This is a genomic window from Streptomyces sp. (assembly GCF_050698815.1).
Lineage (GTDB): Bacteria > Actinomycetota > Actinomycetes > Streptomycetales > Streptomycetaceae > Streptomyces.
In genome coordinates this window covers 1-18,737 of sequence record NZ_JBOHCV010000658.1, presented here as the reverse complement: position 1 = coordinate 18,737, position 18,737 = coordinate 1, and the positions used below count along the sequence as shown (strand labels likewise).

Genomic DNA, 18,737 nt, shown 5'->3' with positions numbered 1-18,737 from the left:
CGCTACTACAACAACGGGGCTTCTTCGCGTTCACAGCCGGCCGGCTGCCTTGAGCGCCAGATAGGCATCGGCGAGCTCCGGTGCGAGATCGGAGGGAAGGGCGTCGACGACGATGACTCCGTGGCGGCGGAGACGGTCTGCCGTCTGTTTGCGCTCCGTCTGGGTGCGGGCCGCCGCAGCTGCCTCGTAGACACCGTCGACAGTGCCTCGAGAAGCCGCCATTTCAGCGATTCGGGGGTCGGCGACCGAGGCGACCATGACGGTGTGGCGCTGGGTGAGCAGCGGCAGCACGGGGAGCAGTCCGTCCTCCATCGCCGATGCCTCCAAACCCGTGAGCAGGACGACCAGGGAGCGGTGGGGAGCGATGCGCAGAGCCGCCGAGACCAGTCCCCTGGCATCGGATTCGACCAGTGCCGCCTCGATCGGCGTCATCGCTGTCACGAATGCCGGAAGGACGTCATGTGCCGTACGGCCCTTTACCGTTGCCCGCGGCGCCCGGTCGTAGGCGAGCAGGTCGACGCGGTCGCCGGCACGGGAGCCGAGTGCGGCCAGCAGGAGGGCGGCGTCCATGGCCGCGTCCAGCCGGGGGGCATCGCCCACCCGGCCCGCTGAGGTCCTCCCGGTATCGAGGACGATGAGGACGCGCCGGTCGCGTTCGGGGCGCCAGGTGCGGACGGCGACCGAGGATTGCCGGGCTGTCGCGCGCCAGTCGATGGAGCGGGTGTCGTCTCCGGGGATGTACTCGCGGATGCTGTCGAATTCGGTGCCTTCGCCGCGGATGAGAATGCTGGTCCGGCCGTCGAGTTCGCGCAGCCGGGCCAGCTTGGCCGGCAGGTGCTTTCGGCTGGTGAAGGCGGGGAGCACTCGGACGGTCCAGGGTACGGAGTGGCTGCCCTGGCGGGCTGCGAGGCCGAGTGGGCCGAAGGACCGGACGGTGATGCGGTCCGACTGCCGGAGGCCGCGGCGGCTGGGATGCAGAGCTGTGGTGATGCGTTCCCGCTCTCCGGGCCTGACGGCCGCGCGGTGTGGTCCCGCCTGTGCTCCGGCGTCAATCGACCAGCTGCTCGGTGGCCACGCGTCGCGCAGTTGGAGGCGGGCCAGGCGCCGGGAGGGGTTGGTGACGACGGTGTCCACGTATGCGCGTTCGCCAAGTCGAACTGAGGTATCACCGGAACGTGTGAAGCCGAGCTGATTCACTGGCGCCGCCCTGATCAGGTCGTACAGGATGGCTAGGAGCAACGGGAGTTCGACGGCGAGCACGCCGGTCCAGCTGGGGAGCAGAAGGCCGACGAGCAGTGCGCCGAGGGTCGCGAGGAAGGCTGTGCGGCCGGTGAGTGCCATGGGTCAGGGCTCGCCAATCAGCTCACTGTGGCTCAACGGGGGCAGTGACTCAACGGGGGACGGGGACATGGGCAAGGATCGAGTTGATCACGCTGTCGGCGGTGACGCCTTCCATCTCCGCTTCAGGCCGGAGCTGCACGCGGTGGCGCAGGGTCGGCAGGGCGAAGGACTTGATGTCATCGGGGATCACGTAGTCGCGTCCGGTCAGCCAGGCCCAGGCGCGGGCGCTGGCGAGTAGGGCAGTGGCGCCTCGCGGGGAGACGCCGAGGCTGAAAGAGGGGGAATCGCGAGTGGCACGGCAGATATCGACGACGTAGCCGGAGACCTCCTGGGCGATGGAGGTCTGCGCGACCGCCGCGCGTGCCGCTTCCAGCTCGGTGGGGCCGGCGACGGCGCGGACTCCCGCGGCGGCGAGATTCCGCGGGTCGAACCCTTCGGCGTGCCGGGTCAGGACCTTGATCTCGTCTTCGCGGGAGGGCAGCGGAAGATTCAGCTTGAGCAGGAACCGGTCGAGCTGGGCCTCGGGCAGCGGGTAGGTCCCCTCGTATTCGACCGGGTTCTGAGTGGCTGCCACCAGGAAGGGGTCGGGCAGGGACCGTGGAGTGCCGTCGACCGAGACCTGCCGTTCCTCCATGGCTTCGAGCAGGGAGGCCTGGGTCTTCGGCGGCGTGCGGTTGATCTCGTCGGCGAGGAGAAGGTTGGTGAAGACCGGGCCGGGCTGGAAGGAGAACTCGGTGCTGCGGGCGTCATAGATGAGGGAGCCGGTGACGTCGCTGGGCATCAGATCGGGGGTGAACTGAAGCCGCTTCGTTTCGAGTTCGAGGGTTGCCGCGAGAGTGCGTACGAGGAGCGTCTTGGCGACTCCGGGGACTCCTTCGAGCAGCACATGGCCGCGGCAGAGCAGAGCGACGACGAGACCCGTGACGGCGGCGTCCTGGCCGACGACCGCCTTGGAGATCTCGACGCGCAGTGCTTCGAGGGCGCTGCGGGCGCTGTCTGCTGAGGGGGCGCTCACGAGGTGCGGTCCTTTGCTGTCGGTCGGCGGGAGACGGGAGCGGCGTCGGAGAATCGCCGTTCCAGGTGATCGAGGTCGTCGGCAAGCTTGATGAGGTCCGCGTCGTTCGCAGGTGCGTCGCCGAAGAGGAGGGACCGGATGGGGGCACCGTCGCTGTATGGCTGTCCGGTGACATCAGCCATGCGGGGGGCGGTCGGCGGTTCGTCCCGGGGCAGGGCGTGCGCCGCCACGGCGGGACACAGGATCTCCGGTGAGTGGGCCTGGGCCGCGGAGACGCCTGCGAGGGGAGCGAGCCGGGAGCGGGCGGCGGAGCGCAAGGACTCGGCGGCGCGGTCGCGGGCGTTGGCTCTGCGGTAGAGGCGGGCCCGGCCCTCGGTGGTTTCGGAAGCGCGCACGGAGACGGGGAGGCGCTCGGGTACGAGGGGGCCGAGGCGGCGTACGCGCCAGAGCGCGGCGAACACGGCGGCGATGGCGAGCTGGAGGGTGGCCCACGACCAGCCGTCGGGTAGCAGGTCGAAGAATCCGCGCTCGTCTCCCCCGGCGGCGGAATCGACAGCGGAGGGGAGGTACCACACGAGATGAGGGCGCGAGCCGAGCAGTTGAAGCATCAGCGAGGCGTTGCCGTGTTCGTCGAGCCGGTCGTTGAAGAGCGGATCCGGGGCGCCGAGCAGCACGGTGTCCCGGCCGGCTTCGGTCCGGCCGCTGCGGTCACCGGGGTCGGCGGGGAACCGCAGCAGGGAGGGGAGGCCTTGGTGCAGGTAGCAGGCGTCGGCGTGGTCGGCGGTCATGGAGTACCGGATGCCACCCAGTTCGGCGTCACCGGCGCGCTCGGCGACCGGATAGTCGCAGTCCGGTGGCGTGGGTTCCATCGGGGCCGGAGCGGCTGCGCGTACGCCCGGTGTGAGGGCGGCGGTCGAGGCCGGTCCGGGTGCGATGAGCACGGTTCGCCCGCCGCGCTTCAACGCCTTTCGCAGTGCGTCCCGTTGATGGCGGCTGAGGGCGTCGGGGTCGCTGACGAGCAGAGTCGTACCGGGCCCGGCGGCGTTCTCGGCCTCGGCGGCGGTGGTGACGACGCGGGTGTCGACGCCCCGTTCCCCGAGGAGTTCGGCCACGGCCCGGCTGCCGAGGGGATCCGTGGAACGGGGGTCGAGGACCCCGTATCCGCCTCCGGAGCGGAGGGCGGCGATGATCACTCCGGTCACTGCGAGGATCGCCGCCGCGAGCAGCAGGCCGCGGGTGCGGGACCACATCCGCCTCGCGGTCGGCGAGAGCGAGGTGGTGGCGGACGTGGTGCTCAACGGCGCCCTCCGTCCGGGACGGTGGTGGTGCGACGGGCCGCGTCGTTCTCCGGGGTGTCGCTGTCGCCGTCGCCAGGGGCTCCGGTTTCCGGCAGGAGTGGCCTGGCGTGCTGGAGCGTGTCGTCCAGGTCGCGCATCGCACTGTATGCGGCGGTGTCGGCCGGCCGTTTCGCGTACGTCACCTCATCGAAGGCGTGGGCGGCTGCCCGTAGCGCTTCCGCATGGTCGGGCAGGGTACGGGCGGCCTCGGCGGCGGCTTCGTCGGCGGTGCGGCCGGGGCGGCGGTCGAGCAGGGCTCGTTCCTCGAGGGAGCGGACGATGGCCCGCATCCGCTCCTGGAGAGCTTCGCTCCACCGGTGGGCGGATGCGTGTGTCTCGGCGGCCGCTCGATGCCCGGCCGCGCTGCGGTGGCGCTCGTCGAAGAGGGTGCCGCCCTCGGATGTGGGCTCGGGCCGGAGCTTGCCCAGCCGCAGGCGCAGTGCGATGACCAGGAGTACCGCGGCACAGGCGAGGACGGTGAGACCGACCCAGCCACCCGGCGTGGCCTGTGCCGCTGAGCTCAGCAGAGCGCCGACGCGGTCCCACAACCAGTCGAGCAGGCGCTGGAGAAGGCTGGGATCGTTCTCGTGGTACGCGGGTTTCGACAGTTCGCGTTCGGCCGCCTCACGGGCGGGCGTTCGGGGGGTGGTGACCGGCGGGCCATCGTCCTCGCCGTCGGCCGCTGCTGTGCGCAGGCCGGCCGCCGTGCGCAGCGCCGCTGTTGTCACGCCCCCCGACATCGCCTCAGCTCCCCGGAGTCGGGCGGTCGGAGCGTTGGTCGCCGTAGCCGGGGATGCCTGCGGCGCGGGCGAGTTCGAGGTCGAGTGCCTCGCGGCGGATGCGCTGGTCGAGGTAGAGCAGCGCGGTGACACCGGCCCGGATCGGGAAGGTGATCGTGGAGGCGATGACCGCGCCGATGCCGACGACGATCAGGTACGCCCAGCCGTTGCCCGGTGCCGGGTCCGTCATGGCGGAGAGGCCTTGGCCGCCGGCGATCATCCCGATGAAGGTGGCCGGCATCTGAATGATCGAAGAAACGATCAGGACCAGGATCGCGGCCAGCAGCTGCACGCCGAAGACGCGCCACCAATTGCCTCGCACGAGCTTGGCGGAGCGGCGCATGGAGGTGGTGACGCCCTGCTTCTCCAGCATCAGGGCCGGGGCGGAGAGGCTGAGGAGGGTCCAGATCCAGACCGCGGCCGCCAGGCCTGCCAGCAGGCCGACGAGCAGCAGGGCCACTCCGAGGGCCTGCACGCCCGTGGCGAGGAGGACCAGGCCCGGTGCCGAGCCGACGAGCAGCGCCAGGGACACGAGCAGCGGGATGAGGATCAGGAGGCCGAGCAGGCGCAGGAGCCGCGGGCGCGAGTCGCGCCACGCTTCGCCGATGGTGACGGCACGGCCGAGCACCGCACGGCTGACCACGATCGTCAGCATGGCCGTGGCGATCACCGTGCCGAGGGTGTCGACGAGGACGGCGACGCCGGAACTGCCGAGCGCTCCGCTCATGGCGTCGGTGAGTTCGTCGACGCTGGGGTCGGGATCCTTGCTCAGCGCGTTCAGATCGCCGGCGTCCGGGAGCCAGTAGCGGGTGACGACCGTCGCCACGAGCTGGACCACGATGGCGACCGCGAGGGAGATGCCCAGCACCGTGCGCCAGTGCGCCCGCATGGTGGTGACGGCGCCGTCCAGTATCTCCCCGACGCCGAGCGGGCGCAGTGGGATGATGCCGGGCTTGGCGGCGGGCGGCTGGTTCCAGCCGCTGTTCCAGTTTCCCCACCCGGGCTGCTTCCCCCACCCGGGCTGCCCGGGTGGGGGCGGCGGAGCACCCCAGCCCTGGCCCCTGTCGGCCGGCGGTTGCCGTGCGGACCAGTTCCTGGGCGGTTCGTCGGAGTGTGTCCGGTGAGAGGAGTCGCCGGGCGCTTGGGCGTGCTTGGTGTGCTCCTCGTCGTCGGGCGAACGATCGGAGGAAGAGGACCCGGGCGAGGCCCAGCCCGGAGAGTCGTTCACGTGTGGTCACCTCGGGGGATCGGTCGCGCCATCGCCTGTTCGGCAGTCATAGTCCCACGGTCGTCCGGGATGCGGACCGGGCCCCGGACCTTCGGATCGCCTTCAGAAGTGGTTGTGGATGGGGGCAGACTGTCCGGATGGCAGATCATGGTGTTCCGGCGCTGCGCTGGGAGGAGCCCCGGGAGGGGCCGGTACTGGTGCTTCTCGACCAGACGAGATTGCCGGCCGAGGAAGCCGAGCTGGTGTGTGCGGACGTATCCGCGCTGGTGGCGGCGATCAGGACCCTGTCCGTGCGGGGAGCTCCGCTGCTGGGGGTGGCGGGCGGCTACGGTGTCGCGCTCGCCGCCGTGCGTGGCTGGGACGTGGCCGACGCGGCGGACCGGCTGGCGACCGCGCGGCCCACGGCGGTGAACCTCGGTGCGGGTGTGCGGCGCGTGGAGCGTTCCTACCGGGCAGCCGTCGACGGCGGAGCCGGGAAGGAGCGGGCCGGCGCCGTGGCGCTGGCCGAGGCCAGGGCGCTGCATCAGGAGGATGCCGAGGCGAGTGCGCGCATGGGGGAACTGGGACGGGAGCTGCTCGACGAGCTGCTGCCGACGGGGCGGCTCCGGATACTGACGCACTGCAACAGCGGCATCCTGGTCTCCGGCGGGAAGGGCACGGCCTTCGGGGTCATCACGGAACTGCACCGTGCCGGTGAGCTGCGCCGGCTGTGGGTGGATGAGACCCGGCCGCTGCTGCAGGGCGCGCGGCTGACGGCGTACGAGGCCGCGAGGGAAGGGATGCCGTACAGCGTGCTGGCCGACAGTGCGGCGGGCTCGCTGTTCTCGGCAGGTGAGGTGGACGCCGTTCTGATCGGCGCGGACCGGATAGCGGCGGACGGGTCGGTGGCCAACAAGGTGGGCAGCTATCCGCTGGCGGTGCTCGCGAGGTATCACCGGGTTCCGTTCGTGGTGGTGGCGCCGGTGACCACGCTGGATGCCGCGACGGAGCGGGGTGCCGACATCGTGGTGGAGCAGCGCCCGGCCCGCGAGGTGACGGAGTTCACACTGCCGGATCCGTCGGGTTCCGGGGCGGAGTCCGGTGCCGGGGTCCCGGTGGCTCCGGTGGGGGCTGACGCGTACAACCCGGCCTTCGACGTGACCCCGCCGGAGCTGGTGACGGCGATCGTCACGGAGCGGGGCGTGATCTCACCGGTCACCAGGGAGGCTGTCGCGGAGCTGTGTTCCCCGTCACCAACGAGAGAGTCACGATCGGGTAATGGGATGATGAACTCATGAAGGGACGCGTCCTAGTCGTCGACGACGACACCGCACTGGCAGAGATGCTTGGCATCGTGCTGCGTGGCGAAGGCTTTGAACCGTCGTTCGTGGCGGACGGCGACAAGGCGATCGCTGCCTTTCGCGAGACCAAACCGGATCTGGTGCTGCTCGATCTGATGCTGCCCGGGAGGGACGGCATCGAGGTGTGCCGTCTCATCCGGGCAGAGTCGGGAGTGCCGGTGGTCATGCTGACCGCCAAGAGCGACACGGTGGATGTGGTGGTCGGTCTGGAGTCGGGGGCCGACGACTACATCGTCAAGCCGTTCAAGCCGAAGGAGCTGGTGGCGAGAATTCGAGCAAGACTGAGGCGGTCGGACGACCCCGCACCGGAGCAGCTGGCGATCGGCGATCTGGTGATCGATGTCGCCGGTCACTCGGTGAAGCGGGACGGCCGGTCCATCGCGCTCACCCCGCTGGAGTTCGATCTCCTGGTGGCGCTGGCGCGCAAGCCCTGGCAGGTCTTCACCCGTGAGGTGCTGCTGGAGCAGGTGTGGGGCTATCGGCACGCCGCGGACACGCGGCTGGTGAATGTGCATGTTCAGCGTCTGCGTTCCAAGGTCGAGAGAGACCCGGAGCGACCCGAGATCGTGGTGACGGTGCGCGGCGTGGGTTACAAGGCCGGACCAAGCTGAGATGGTCCGAAACGGCTCCGTCCAGCACCGGGCACGTGCGGGTGGAGCCGTGAACCGTGAGTCCGAAATGTCTAAATTCAGGCGTTTGTGGCGCAGTGGTGCACTCTTCTCCGAAGGGCTGCTGCCCGAGGGCACGACCGGGCCTCGGGCGCATCCCATGGTCCGCTTCTTCATCCGCTGGGTGCGCCGGCCGCTGCTGCCCGTCATGCGGCTGTGGCGGCGCAACATCCAGTTGCGGGTGGTTGCGGCCACCCTGCTGATGTCGCTGGGCGTGGTGCTGCTGCTGGGCATCGTCGTCATCGGGCAGGTGCGCAACGGTCTGCTCGACGCGAAGGAGAAGACCGCCCAGAGCCAGGCGGCGGGCGGGTTCGCCGCCGCTCAGGAGATGGCCGACAGCGCGGGCAGCGGCCGTAGCGGAGAGGGCGGTTCCTCGAGCGGTGGCCGGAGCTCGCAGAACACCGGCACCTGGCTGAACAACCTGGTGGAACAGCTCGCCAGCGGCGGCCAGGGGGTCTACTCCGTGGTCGCACTCGGCTCCCAGAACGACGAATCACCCTTCCTCGGCAATGGACGGTCCACCACGCGCGGACCACGCGCCTCCGGTGACATACGGCCCGAGGAGAGCATCCCGGCCGATCTGCGCAAGGCCCTGGACAAGCAGCCCGGCACGCATCAGCGCTATGCGAAGGTCTACCGGCAGGACGGCCGCAGCACGGCGGGACTGGTCGTCGGCAAGCGGCTCAACGACGCCGGCGGCGCCCCGTACCAGCTGTACTACGTCTTCCCCTTCACGCTGGAGGAGGATTCGCTCAGCCTGGTCAAGGGCACGCTGGCCACCGCCGGCGTGTTCGTGGTGGTGCTGCTCGGTGCTATCGCCTGGCTTGTGGTGCGGCAGGTCGTCACGCCGGTACGGATGGCCGCCGGCATCTCCGAACGGCTGGCCGCGGGCAGGCTCCAGGAGCGGATGAAGGTCACGGGCGAGGACGACATCGCCCGGCTGGGCGAGGCGTTCAACAAGATGGCGCAGAACCTCCAGCTGAAGATCCAGCAGCTGGAGGAGCTTTCCCGGGTGCAGCGCCGCTTCGTCTCCGACGTCTCGCACGAGCTGCGCACGCCGCTGACCACGGTACGGATGGCGGCCGACGTGATCCACGAGGCGCGGCAGGACTTCGACCCGGCCACGGCACGCTCCGCCGAGCTGCTGCTCGGCCAGCTCGACCGTTTCGAGTCGCTGCTCGGTGAACTGCTGGAGATCAGCCGCTTCGACGCGGGAGCCGCCAACCTCGAGGCCGACCCGATCGACCTGCGCGACGTGGTCCGCAGGGTCGTCGAAGGGTGCGAACCGCTCGCCGACCGCAAGGGCAGCCGCCTCCTGGTGCGGGGGGACGAGCGCCCCGTCGTCGCCGAGGCGGACGGACGCCGCATCGAGCGAGTGCTGCGCAACCTCGTCGACAACGCCATAGAGCACGGTGAGGGCCGCGATGTCGTGGTCCGGCTGGTCTCCGGGGGCGATGCGGTCGCGCTGGCCGTACGGGACTACGGCGTCGGGCTCAGTCGCGGGGAAGCGGACCGCGTCTTCAACCGCTTCTGGCGCGCCGACCCCGCACGGGCCCGTACGACCGGCGGTACCGGTCTGGGCCTGTCCATCGCGCTGGAGGACGCCCGGCTGCACGGTGGCTGGCTGCAGGTGTGGGGTGAGCCGGGCGGCGGCACGCAATTCCGGCTGACGCTGCCGCGCACCGCGGGGGACACGCTGCGCGGTTCGCCGCTTCCGCTGGAGCCGGCCGACTCGCGGCGCAGACGGGGGCTGCCGGCCGGTGGCGCTGCCCTGCCTGCGCAGCACAGGGAGGCGGGGACGGATGCGGAGGCACACGGCGTGCGGGGCAGGCCGTCCGCTGAGCCGCCCGCAGCCGCGACAGCGACAGCCGCCGCGAGCGGCTCAGCGGCACCTGCCATTGCCCGCGAGGCCGGCCGGGAGGAGGACGGCGATGGGCGCTGAGCCGCACAGCCGGCACCGGCGCACGGCCGGTCCACTGCTGATCGCCACCGCACTGCTGCTGTCGGGGTGCGCCTCCATGCCGGACGACGGCACCGTCGATCACGTCGACTCCTCACACCGGGCCGACCCGGATTCGCAGGTGCGTGTCTTCGGGGTCAGTCCGCAGAAGGGCGAGGGGCCACAGCAGATCGTGCGCGGTTTCCTGGAGGCGACCACGAGCGATGAGGCGGCCTTCTCGACGGCCAGGAAGTACCTGACCGAACGGACGGCGGACAGTTGGAACCCCTTCGCCCGTACGACCGTGCTCTCCGGGGGCCCCAGCCCGGGCAAGGCGCAGCCGGGCCAGGACCGGTCGGGCGGCTTCAGCGTCGAGGTGTCGGGCACGCGCGTCGCGGAGGTCGACGGACGGCACGCCTATGCGCCGAGCGACGGGGGCTACCGCGAGAGCTTCCACCTCTCCAAGGTCAAGGGCGAGTGGCGGATCGACCACCTCCCGGACGGACTGGCGCTCGGAGAATCCGATTTCCAGCGCATTTACCGGCCGGTCAACAACTACTACTACGCACGGCTGGGACCGGATTCCGAGGCGATCGCGGGCGGTGAGGACGTCCTGGTCGCCGATCCCGTCTATCTGCGGCGGCGGATCGATCCGGTCACCAAGACGGTCGCCGCGCTGGTGGCGGGACCCTCCGGCTGGCTCGGCCCGGTGGTCACCTCCGCTTTTCCGAAGGGAGCCCGGCTGGCACCGGGCCAGCGCCTGTCGCTCGACGACTCCGGGGCACTGACCGTACGGCTCAACGCACAGGGCGCGCGAGCAGGCCGCAAGCAGTGCGCAAGGATGGCGGCGCAGCTGCTCCACACCGTGCAGGACCAGGCGTCGGCGAAGGTGAGCCGGGTGGAGCTGGCGGACCCGAGCGGCACCACAGTGTGCGAACAGACACGCGAGCAGGCGGAGCTCTACCAGCCGGGACGGCTCAACGGACGTGCCACACGGCAGTACTTCGTCGACGGAGACCATCGGGTCGCCGCGTTCACCGGGAACAGCGAGCAGGCCCGGCCGGTCGAGGGTGCGCTCGGCCGGGACGAGGCCGAGATGGGCGCCGTCGCGGTGAACCGCGCCGAGCAGGAGGGCGCCGTCGTCTCCCGCGGTCACCGCTCGCTGTACGTCGCACGGCTCGCCGAGAAGAGCAAGCTGGGGGACCCGGTACTCACCAGCGAGGCGAAGCGTGAGAACGACAGGCTGACGGCTCCCAGCTGGGACGGGCTCGGCGACCTCTGGGTCGCCGACCGTGACCCCGACGACCCGCGGCTGCTGCGGCTGCCCGGCGGCAAGGAGAAACCCGAAGAGGTCGCGGTGCCGCAGCTCGCGGAGGACCGGCGCATCGAGTCGTTGCGGATCGCCTCGGACGGCGTACGGATGGCCTTGCGGATACGGGAGCCGGACGGCCGGCGGACGCTGCAGCTCGGACGGGTGGAGCGCGGGGGTACGGCAGCGAAGCCGGAGGTGAGCGTCACGGCACTGCGCAACGTCGCGCCGCAGCTCGAGGATGTAGCGGCGGCGTCCTGGGCCGGCGGTAGCCGACTGGTGGTCGTGGGGCGCGAGTCCGGGAGCGTGCAGCAGTTGCTGTACATGGAGACGGACGGTTCGGCCGCGAACCAGCCGACGCTGCCGGGAATCAACGACGTGACGGGGGTGGCGGCCTCGGAGGACGAGAGCAAGCCACTGCTCGCCGACTCCGAGGACGGCATCGTGCGGCTGCCACCGGACGCCAACTGGAAGACGCTCACGGACAGCGGATCGGGCCCCGTCTACCCGGGTTAGGCCGGGTCGGGCGGGCCGCCCCGGGCGGCGGTCCGTGAGTTGTCCACAGGGGTGGCCGCCGCCGATCGGCGCTGCGAGAGTGGTGGACATGCGGGAGGTGTGGCAGGAGCTCCAGCAGGAACTCGGTGGTCTGCTGCTGCCGTCGGACTGTGCCGGCTGCGGACTGCCGCGGGTGCGGAGCTCGCTGTGCGGGGAGTGCGGCAGCGCGCTGACCGGCGTGGCGCCGCGGCGGGTCTGGCCGTCGCCCGTGCCGTCGGGGCTGCCTGCGGTGTACGGAGCGTTGCCGTATGCCGACGAGGTGCGCGCCGTGCTGCTCGCTCACAAGGAGCGGGGCGCGCTGCGGCTGGCGTCCCCGTTGGGGAGTGTGCTGGCCGCCGCGGTACGGGCGGCGGCCGCGCATCCGGGGCGGGGGCCCGTGACCGGGCCGCTGACACTGGTGCCGGTGCCGTCCGCGCGGCGGGTGGTGGCCGGCCGTGGCCACGATCCGGTGCGGCGGGTCGCCCTGGCTGCGGCGCGGGAGCTGCGGCGGGCAGGACTGCCGGCGCGGGTGCTGGCGGTGCTGCGGCAGCGGCGAGCGGTCGCGGATCAGGCGGGACTGACCGCTGAGCAGCGGCTGGCGAATCTCAGCGGGGCGCTGCAGACGGTGTCCGGCGGCGGCAGGCTGCTGGCCGAGGGGGAGACGGTGCTGGTGGACGACCTGATGACGACCGGTGCGTCGCTGGTGGAGGCGGCCCGAGCCGTAAGCGAACAGGTGCGGAACGTAACCCTTGCGGCGGTCGTGGCGGTCCGGTACAGGAGATGAAATGAGTGGCATGGCAGAAGCCGGGAAGTCGTCGACCTAGCAGAGATCGCACATCGACGCCGGTAACTGCTCAGGATTGGTACCTGAACGGAGGTACGTGCCAGTAGGGGGTGCCGACCATCCTCCAGTGGAGGTACGTTCGGATTGGGGTGACGATCTTCCCCCCGGGGGAGAAGGAGGTGACAGTCGCAAGCCGAGGTTCCGGAGGCTGGCGGCAGCAGGCTGAGCCTCCGGTGTCAGTGCACAAAGGAGGCGCTTCGCGTTTCTAAAGGCGGAGCGCTCCGGGAACGGAGTTCTGCGTGGACATCGTCGTCAAGGGCCGCAAGACCGAGGTGCCCGAGAGGTTCCGCAAGCACGTGGCCGAGAAGCTGACGAAGATCCAAAAACTCGACGGAAAGGTGATCAACCTGGATGTCGAGGTGTGCAAGGAACACAACCCCCGGCAGGCCGACCGTTCCGACAGGGTGGAGATCACCCTGCGTACACGAGGGCCCGTCATTCGCGCGGAGGCCGCGGCCTCCGACCCCTACGCTGCGCTTGATCTGGCAGCGGGCAAGCTGGAAGCACGCCTGCGAAAGCAGCACGACAAGCGGCGGGTGCACCGTGGAGGGAGCCGTGCGCCGATGAGCGTCGCAGCCGCCACCGCGCACCTGGCGGAAGAACTCAACGGACGGCTCGACGTGGCGAAAGTGCCCGCACCGGCCAAAGGTGACGAGCAGCCGATGACCACCAGGGTGGGTCCGCTCGAGGTGCAGGGTGACGGCCCGCTCGTGGTCCGGGAGAAGACCCATGCCGCCGCACCGATGACACTGGACCAGGCTCTCTACGAGATGGAGCTGATCGGCCACGACTTCTACTTGTTCGTCGACTCCGAAAACAAGCAGCCGAGTGTCGTCTACCGTCGGCACGGCTATGACTACGGCGTGATCCACCTGGATCCGGATCCGTTCGCCGTGTATCCCCCGCCCGAAGCCGGTGGAGCTCTCGGCGGCTGATCGCCAGGATTCCGATGTGATCGCGCCCCCGGCCGGGTCCGAGAACTCGGCCGGGGGCGCGGGCATGGAATCATGGCCCCACTCACCAACCGGCGTGCTGTGCGGCGCGGTTGGTGCGGCATAGCCTGCAGGGGGAGGAACCGATGGTGGACAGCTTCGGGCCAGTGATGCCCATGCCCGGTGCACACCCGGCCCCGGCGCCGGCAGGGGAGGACGACCCGCGTGAGCGGCAGCCGCCCGAGCCGATCCGGGTTCTGGTGGTGGATGACCACGAACTTTTCCGCCGGGGACTGGAGATCGTCCTCGCTCAGGAGGAGGACATCCTGGTCATCGGTGAGGCGGGAGACGGCGCCGAGGCTGCGGAGAAGGCCGCCGATCTGCTGCCCGACATCGTGCTGATGGACGTGCGGATGCCCAAGCGGGGCGGGATCGAGGCGTGCACATCGATCAAGGAGGTGGCTCCGAGCGCGAAGATCATCATGCTCACGATCAGTGACGAGGAGGCCGACCTCTACGACGCCATCAAGGCGGGAGCCACCGGCTATCTCCTCAAGGAGATCTCCACCGACGAGGTGTCGGCGGCGATCCGGGCGGTGGCCGACGGCCAGTCCCAGATCAGCCCGTCGATGGCGGCGAAGCTACTCACCGAGTTCAAGTCGATGATCCAGCGCACCGACGAGAGCAAACTGGTGCCCGCGCCCAAGCTGACCGACCGGGAGCTTGAGGTGCTCAAGCTCGTCGCCACCGGCATGAACAACAGGGACATCGCCAAGGAGCTCTTCATCAGCGAGAACACGGTCAAGAACCATGTGCGCAACATCCTGGAGAAGCTCCAGCTCCACTCCCGGATGGAGGCCGTGGTCTACGCGATGCGCGAGAAGATCCTGGAAATCCGCTGATACGGTTCGCCGGCCGGCCCGCTCACGTCCCGGCCGTCAGCGCCTCCGCCAGCGCGTCCGCCAGCTCCGCGTCGTCGCAACGCCCCACCCGTACCTCGTCGCAGCCCACCCAACCCGCGGCCTCCCACAGCGCCTTGGCCATCGGCACGACCGCCTTCCGGCCGGCCATGGAGACCTGGCGGGCCACCAGCGTAGTCCCCTCACGCCCGGGATCGACCCGGCCCAGCAGCTTTCCCCCGGCCAACAGCGGCATCGTGAAATAGCCGTGGATCCGCTTCGGCTTGGGGACATACGCCTCCAGCCGGTGCGTGAAGCCGAATATCCGCTGCGTGCGCGGCCGGTCCCAGACCAGCGAGTCGAAGGGCGAGAGCAGAGTCGAACGGTGCCGGCCTCGGGGCGCGGCCGCCAGCGCGGCCGGGTCGGCCCAGGCGGGCTTCCCGCCCCAGCCCTCGACAGCCACCGGCACCAGGCCCGTGTCCGGCAGCACCTCGTCCACCTGCTCGCCCTTGAGCCGGTGGTAGTCCGCCAGGTCGGACCGGGTCGCCACCCCCATCGCCGCGCCGGCCTGAGCCACCAGCCGGCGCATGCACTCACGGTCGTCGATGTCGTCGTGCAGCAGCTTGTCCGGAATCGCGCGCTCGGCGAGGTCGTACACCCGCCGCCAGCCACGCCGTTCGGTGCACACCACCTCACCGGTGTCGAGCAGCCACTCCACGGCGATCTTCGTGTCGGACCAGTCGAACCACTCCCCGCCGTTCTTCCCGCCGCCCAGGTCGGTTGTGGTCAGCGGGCCGTCCGCGGTCAGCCTGTCCCGTACGAGGGCGCAGGCGCGGTCCCGGTCCCGCAGCACATGCCAGCGGTGCCCGCGCGCCCGTCGTGCCCGGCGCCGGAAGGCGAAGTGCGGCCACTCCTCGACGGGCAGGATGCACGCGGCGTGCGACCAGTACTCGAAGCTGTGCCCGCCGGTCCAGTACGCCGACTCCACCGCGTCCCGGCCGACGGCGCCCAGCCGCGCGTACGGCACCAGCTCGTGTGAACGGGCCAGCACGGAGATGGTGTCCAGCTGCACCGCGCCGAGCCGTCGCAGCACCCCGCGGACACCGGCTCGGCGGTCCGGCGCGCCCAGCAGCCCCTGCGCGGACAAGGCCAGCCGCCGGGCGTCGTCGGCGGAGAGGGAGACCTCGGCAGTCGTCATGCGGCACACGATAAGTGCAGCCACTGACAGCCGGCCCGGATCAGCCGACGCGGATCAATCGGTCCTGGCCGGCAGGTACGGCGTCTCCATCGTCCGTTCCCAGTCGGTGGGCAGCAGCGCGGCGATCCGTGCGTCGCGCCGGATTCCGCGCTGCACGATCCGCGCCCGCTGGATCCCCTCCATGACGAAGCCCAGCCGCTGTGCCACCGCCCGCGAACCCTCGTTGCCGACCTCGGCAACCCACTCCAGCCGCTCCACGCCCAGGGCGGTGAACGCCCAGTCGGACACGGCGCGCCCGGCCTCCACGGTGTAGCCCCTGCCGCGTTGTTCCTTCGCCGTCCAGAAGCCGAGTTCCGCCTGCCGCTCGAGGCCGCCCAGTCCCGCCAGCCGCACCAGGCCCATCGAGCCGACGAGAACACCCGATTTCGTGAAGGCGCCGAAGCTGTACATCGTGTCCTCGCGCCAGCCGCCGGGGGCGGCGCGGAGCACGAATTCCTCCGCGTCCTCGCGCCCGTACGGTTCGGGCACCGGTATCCAGCGCAGGATCTCGGGGTCCTGGCAGGCGGCGTGCACCGCGTCCACGTCCTTTGCCTCGAAAGGGCGCAGCAGCAGGCGGTCGGTGGTGAGGGTCGTGGGCTCCATGACGTGATTGTGCCCCCGTGGTCAGGCGCGCCGCCCGGCACCTTCGAGGGCTCCGGCCCGTTAGGGGTACAGGGGCGCATGTCCCTCGCATACGATGGCCGGTGCGGCGGGGACGGTATCGCCGTGCCCGCGCACCGACCGTGCCAGGCCCGACCGGCAAGGAGCCACCCTAAGTGTCCGTCTTCGGCAAGCTCATGCGCGCAGGTGAAGGGAAGATCCTGCGCAAGCTGGACCGCATCGCGCGGCAGGTGAATTCCATCGAAGAGGACTTCGTGGACCTGTCGGATGCCGAGCTCCGGGCTCTCACGGACGAGTTCAAGGAGCGGTACGCGGAGGGTGAAAGCCTCGACGATCTGATGCCGGAGGCCTTCGCGACCGTACGCGAGGCCGCCAAGCGGGTGCTCGGTGAGCGGCACTACGACGTGCAGATCATGGGCGGTGTGGCGCTGCACCTGGGCTATGTGGCGGAGATGAAGACCGGTGAGGGCAAGACCCTGGTCGGCACCCTGCCCGCGTACCTGAACGCGATCTCCGGCGACGGCGTCCACATCATCACCGTCAACGACTATCTCGCCCAGCGTGACTCGGAGTGGATGGGCCGGGTGCACCGCTTCCTCGGCCTGTCCGTCGGCTGCATCGTGTCGAACATGACGCCGCAGGAGCGCCGTGAGCAGTACGGCTACGACATCACCTACGGCACGAACAACGAGTTCGGCTTCGACTACCTGCGCGACAACATGGCGTGGTCGAAGGACGAACTGGTACAGCGCGGCCACAACTTCGCGATCGTCGACGAGGTCGACTCGATCCTCATCGACGAGGCCCGTACGCCGCTGATCATCTCCGGTCCCGCCGACCAGGCCACGAAGTGGTACAGCGACTTCTCCAAGCTGGTGAAGCGCCTGGAGAGGGGCGAGCCCGGCGATCCCCGTACGCAACGGCCGGAGTCCGGGGACTACGAGGTCGAGGAGAAGAAGCGCACCGTCGGCATCCACGAGGCCGGCGTCGCCAAGGTCGAGGACTGGCTCGGCATCGACAACCTCTACGAGTCGGTCAACACCCCCCTGGTCGGCTATCTCAACAACGCCATCAAGGCCAAGGAGCTCTACCACAAGGACAAGGACTACGTCGTCATGGACGGCGAGGTCATGATCGTGGACGAGCACACCGGCCGCATCCTCGCGGGCCGCCGCTACAACGAGGGCATGCACCAGGCGATCGAGGCCAAGGAAGCCGTAGAGATCAAGGACGAGAACCAGACGCTCGCCACGATCACCCTGCAGAACTTCTTCCGCCTGTACGACAAGCTGTCGGGTATGACCGGTACGGCCATGACGGAGGCCGCCGAGTTCCAGCAGATCTACAAGCTCGGCGTCGTCCCGATCCCGACGCACCGACCGCTCGCCCGCCTCGACCAGGCGGACCTGATCTACCGGACCGAGGTCTCCAAGTTCTCCGCGGTCGTCGACGACATCGCGGAGAAGTACGAGAAGGGCCAGCCGGTCCTGGTGGGCACCACCTCCGTCGAGAAGTCCGAGTACCTCTCGGAACAGCTCGAAAAGCGCGGTGTCCGCCACCAGGTACTCAACGCGAAGAACCACGAGCGCGAGGCCGCGATCGTCTCTGAGGCGGGCCGCAAGGGATCCGTCACGGTCGCGACGAACATGGCCGGCCGCGGCACCGACATCAAGCTCGGCGGCAACGCCGAGGGCATGGCGGAGCAGGAGCTGCGGGGGCGCTCCCTGGACCCGGTCGAGAACTCCGAGGAGTGGGCGGCCTATCTGCCGGCGGCGCTGGAGAAGGCGGAGCGCTCGGTCAAGGACGACGTCGACGAGGTCAAGGAGCTCGGCGGCCTGTACGTGCTGGGCACCGAGCGCCACGAGTCGCGCCGTATCGACAACCAGCTGCGTGGCCGCTCCGGCCGTCAGGGCGACCCGGGAGAGTCCCGCTTCTACCTGTCGCTCGGCGACGACCTGATGCGGCTGTTCAAGGCGCAGATGGTCGAGCGGGTGATGTCGATGGCGAACGTGCCCGACGACGTACCCATCGAGAACAAGATGGTGACCAGGGCCATCGCCTCCGCGCAGTCCCAGGTCGAGCAGCAGAACTTCGAGATCCGTAAGAACGTCCTGAAGTACGACGAGGTGCTCAACCGCCAGCGCGAGGTCATCTACGGCGAGCGGCGCCGCGTCCTGGAGGGTGAGGATCTGCACGAGCACGTGCGGCACTTCATGGACGACACGATCGAGGCCTACGTGCAGGCCGAGACGGTCGAGGGCTTCGCCGAGGAATGGGACCTGGACCGGTTGTGGAGCGCGTTCAAGCAGCTCTACCCCGTGAAGGTGACCGTCGAAGAGCTGGAGGAGGCCGCGGGCGACCGCGAGGGAATCACCTCCGACTTCATCATCGAGTCCATCATGGACGACGTCCACGAGCAGTACGACGCCCGCGAGGCGGAGCTGACCGGGGAGATCATGCGCGAGCTGGAGCGGCGCGTGGTGCTCTCGGTGCTCGACCGCAAGTGGCGTGAGCACCTCTATGAGATGGACTACCTCCAGGAGGGCATCGGCCTGCGTGCGATGGCCCAGAAGGACCCGCTGGTGGAGTACCAGCGGGAGGGCTTCGACATGTTCCAGGCCATGATGGAAGGCATCAAGGAGGAGTCCGTCGGCTATCTGTTCAACCTGGAGGTCCAGGTCGAGCAGCAGGTCGAAGAGGTCCCCGTGGAGGAC

At 69.9% G+C, this 18,737-nt stretch carries 15 protein-coding genes; 8 read left to right on the top strand and 7 right to left on the bottom strand.

Features of this window, described 5'->3' with window-relative positions; translation table 11 throughout:
- Positions 1–30: 30 nt before the first annotated feature.
- Genes ACRDP3_RS23740 through ACRDP3_RS23720 form a run of 5 tightly spaced genes read right to left on the bottom strand, consistent with a single transcriptional unit; the run spans position 31 to position 5,700 of the window.
- Positions 31–1,341 (bottom strand): DUF58 domain-containing protein, encoded by a 1,311-nt coding sequence (locus ACRDP3_RS23740; protein WP_431519035.1) that lies wholly within the window; start codon positions 1,339–1,341, stop codon positions 31–33.
- 49 nt (positions 1,342–1,390) lie between these two features.
- Positions 1,391–2,356 carry an AAA family ATPase gene (locus tag ACRDP3_RS23735; RefSeq protein ID WP_431519034.1) on the bottom strand — a complete coding sequence of 322 codons (966 nt, stop codon included), beginning with the start codon at positions 2,354–2,356 and terminating at the stop codon, positions 1,391–1,393.
- Entirely contained in the window at positions 2,353–3,606 is a 1,254-nt protein-coding gene (locus tag ACRDP3_RS23730) for a DUF4350 domain-containing protein (protein ID WP_431519036.1), read from the bottom strand. The genes ACRDP3_RS23735 and ACRDP3_RS23730 overlap by 4 nt, the downstream gene beginning before the upstream one ends.
- 44 nt (positions 3,607–3,650) lie before the next feature.
- Entirely contained in the window at positions 3,651–4,433 is a 783-nt protein-coding gene (locus ACRDP3_RS23725; RefSeq protein WP_431519033.1) for a DUF4129 domain-containing protein, read from the bottom strand.
- Positions 4,434–4,437: 4 nt separating this feature from the next.
- Entirely contained in the window at positions 4,438–5,700 is a 1,263-nt protein-coding gene (locus ACRDP3_RS23720) for a DUF7544 domain-containing protein (RefSeq protein ID WP_431519032.1), read from the bottom strand.
- 137 nt (positions 5,701–5,837) lie between these two features.
- Between ACRDP3_RS23720 and mtnA the strand changes: the two genes are divergently transcribed.
- From mtnA to ACRDP3_RS23685, 7 genes are all read left to right on the top strand, one after another.
- Complete coding sequence (gene mtnA / locus ACRDP3_RS23715) at positions 5,838–6,977, top strand: S-methyl-5-thioribose-1-phosphate isomerase (RefSeq protein WP_431519031.1); 1,140 nt, start codon at positions 5,838–5,840, stop codon at positions 6,975–6,977.
- The gene (gene mtrA, locus ACRDP3_RS23710; protein WP_431519030.1) at positions 6,974–7,651 is read left to right on the top strand and encodes a two-component system response regulator MtrA; all 678 of its coding nucleotides are present in this window, start codon (positions 6,974–6,976) and stop codon (positions 7,649–7,651) included. Before mtnA ends, mtrA begins: the two co-directional genes overlap by 4 nt.
- 1 nt (position 7,652) lies before the next feature.
- Positions 7,653–9,650, top strand: a complete 1,998-nt coding sequence (gene mtrB, locus ACRDP3_RS23705; RefSeq protein ID WP_431519029.1) for an MtrAB system histidine kinase MtrB — start codon at positions 7,653–7,655, stop codon at positions 9,648–9,650.
- A complete protein-coding gene (locus ACRDP3_RS23700; RefSeq protein ID WP_431519028.1) occupies positions 9,640–11,472 on the top strand; it encodes an LpqB family beta-propeller domain-containing protein in 1,833 nt (610 codons plus the stop codon). The genes mtrB and ACRDP3_RS23700 overlap by 11 nt, the downstream gene beginning before the upstream one ends.
- 88 nt (positions 11,473–11,560) lie before the next feature.
- Positions 11,561–12,274 carry a ComF family protein gene (locus ACRDP3_RS23695; RefSeq protein ID WP_431519027.1) on the top strand — a complete coding sequence of 238 codons (714 nt, stop codon included), beginning with the start codon at positions 11,561–11,563 and terminating at the stop codon, positions 12,272–12,274.
- A gap of 299 nt (positions 12,275–12,573) precedes the next feature.
- Positions 12,574–13,269 carry a ribosome hibernation-promoting factor, HPF/YfiA family gene (gene hpf, locus ACRDP3_RS23690; protein WP_431519026.1) on the top strand — a complete coding sequence of 232 codons (696 nt, stop codon included), beginning with the start codon at positions 12,574–12,576 and terminating at the stop codon, positions 13,267–13,269.
- A gap of 143 nt (positions 13,270–13,412) precedes the next feature.
- Positions 13,413–14,168, top strand: a complete 756-nt coding sequence (locus tag ACRDP3_RS23685) for a response regulator (protein ID WP_431519025.1) — start codon at positions 13,413–13,415, stop codon at positions 14,166–14,168.
- A gap of 22 nt (positions 14,169–14,190) precedes the next feature.
- Here ACRDP3_RS23685 and ACRDP3_RS23680 read toward each other — a convergent pair whose 3' ends face one another.
- Both ACRDP3_RS23680 and ACRDP3_RS23675 read right to left on the bottom strand, forming a co-directional pair.
- Positions 14,191–15,363: a winged helix-turn-helix domain-containing protein gene (locus ACRDP3_RS23680; protein WP_431519024.1), complete on the bottom strand. Its 1,173-nt coding sequence runs from the start codon at positions 15,361–15,363 to the stop codon at positions 14,191–14,193.
- A gap of 54 nt (positions 15,364–15,417) precedes the next feature.
- Complete coding sequence (locus tag ACRDP3_RS23675) at positions 15,418–16,005, bottom strand: GNAT family N-acetyltransferase (RefSeq protein ID WP_431519023.1); 588 nt, start codon at positions 16,003–16,005, stop codon at positions 15,418–15,420.
- A gap of 173 nt (positions 16,006–16,178) precedes the next feature.
- On the opposite strand from ACRDP3_RS23675, the gene secA reads away from it, so the two are divergent.
- On the top strand, positions 16,179–18,737 hold a 2,559-nt coding region (gene secA / locus ACRDP3_RS23670; protein WP_431519022.1), incomplete at its 3' end, for a preprotein translocase subunit SecA.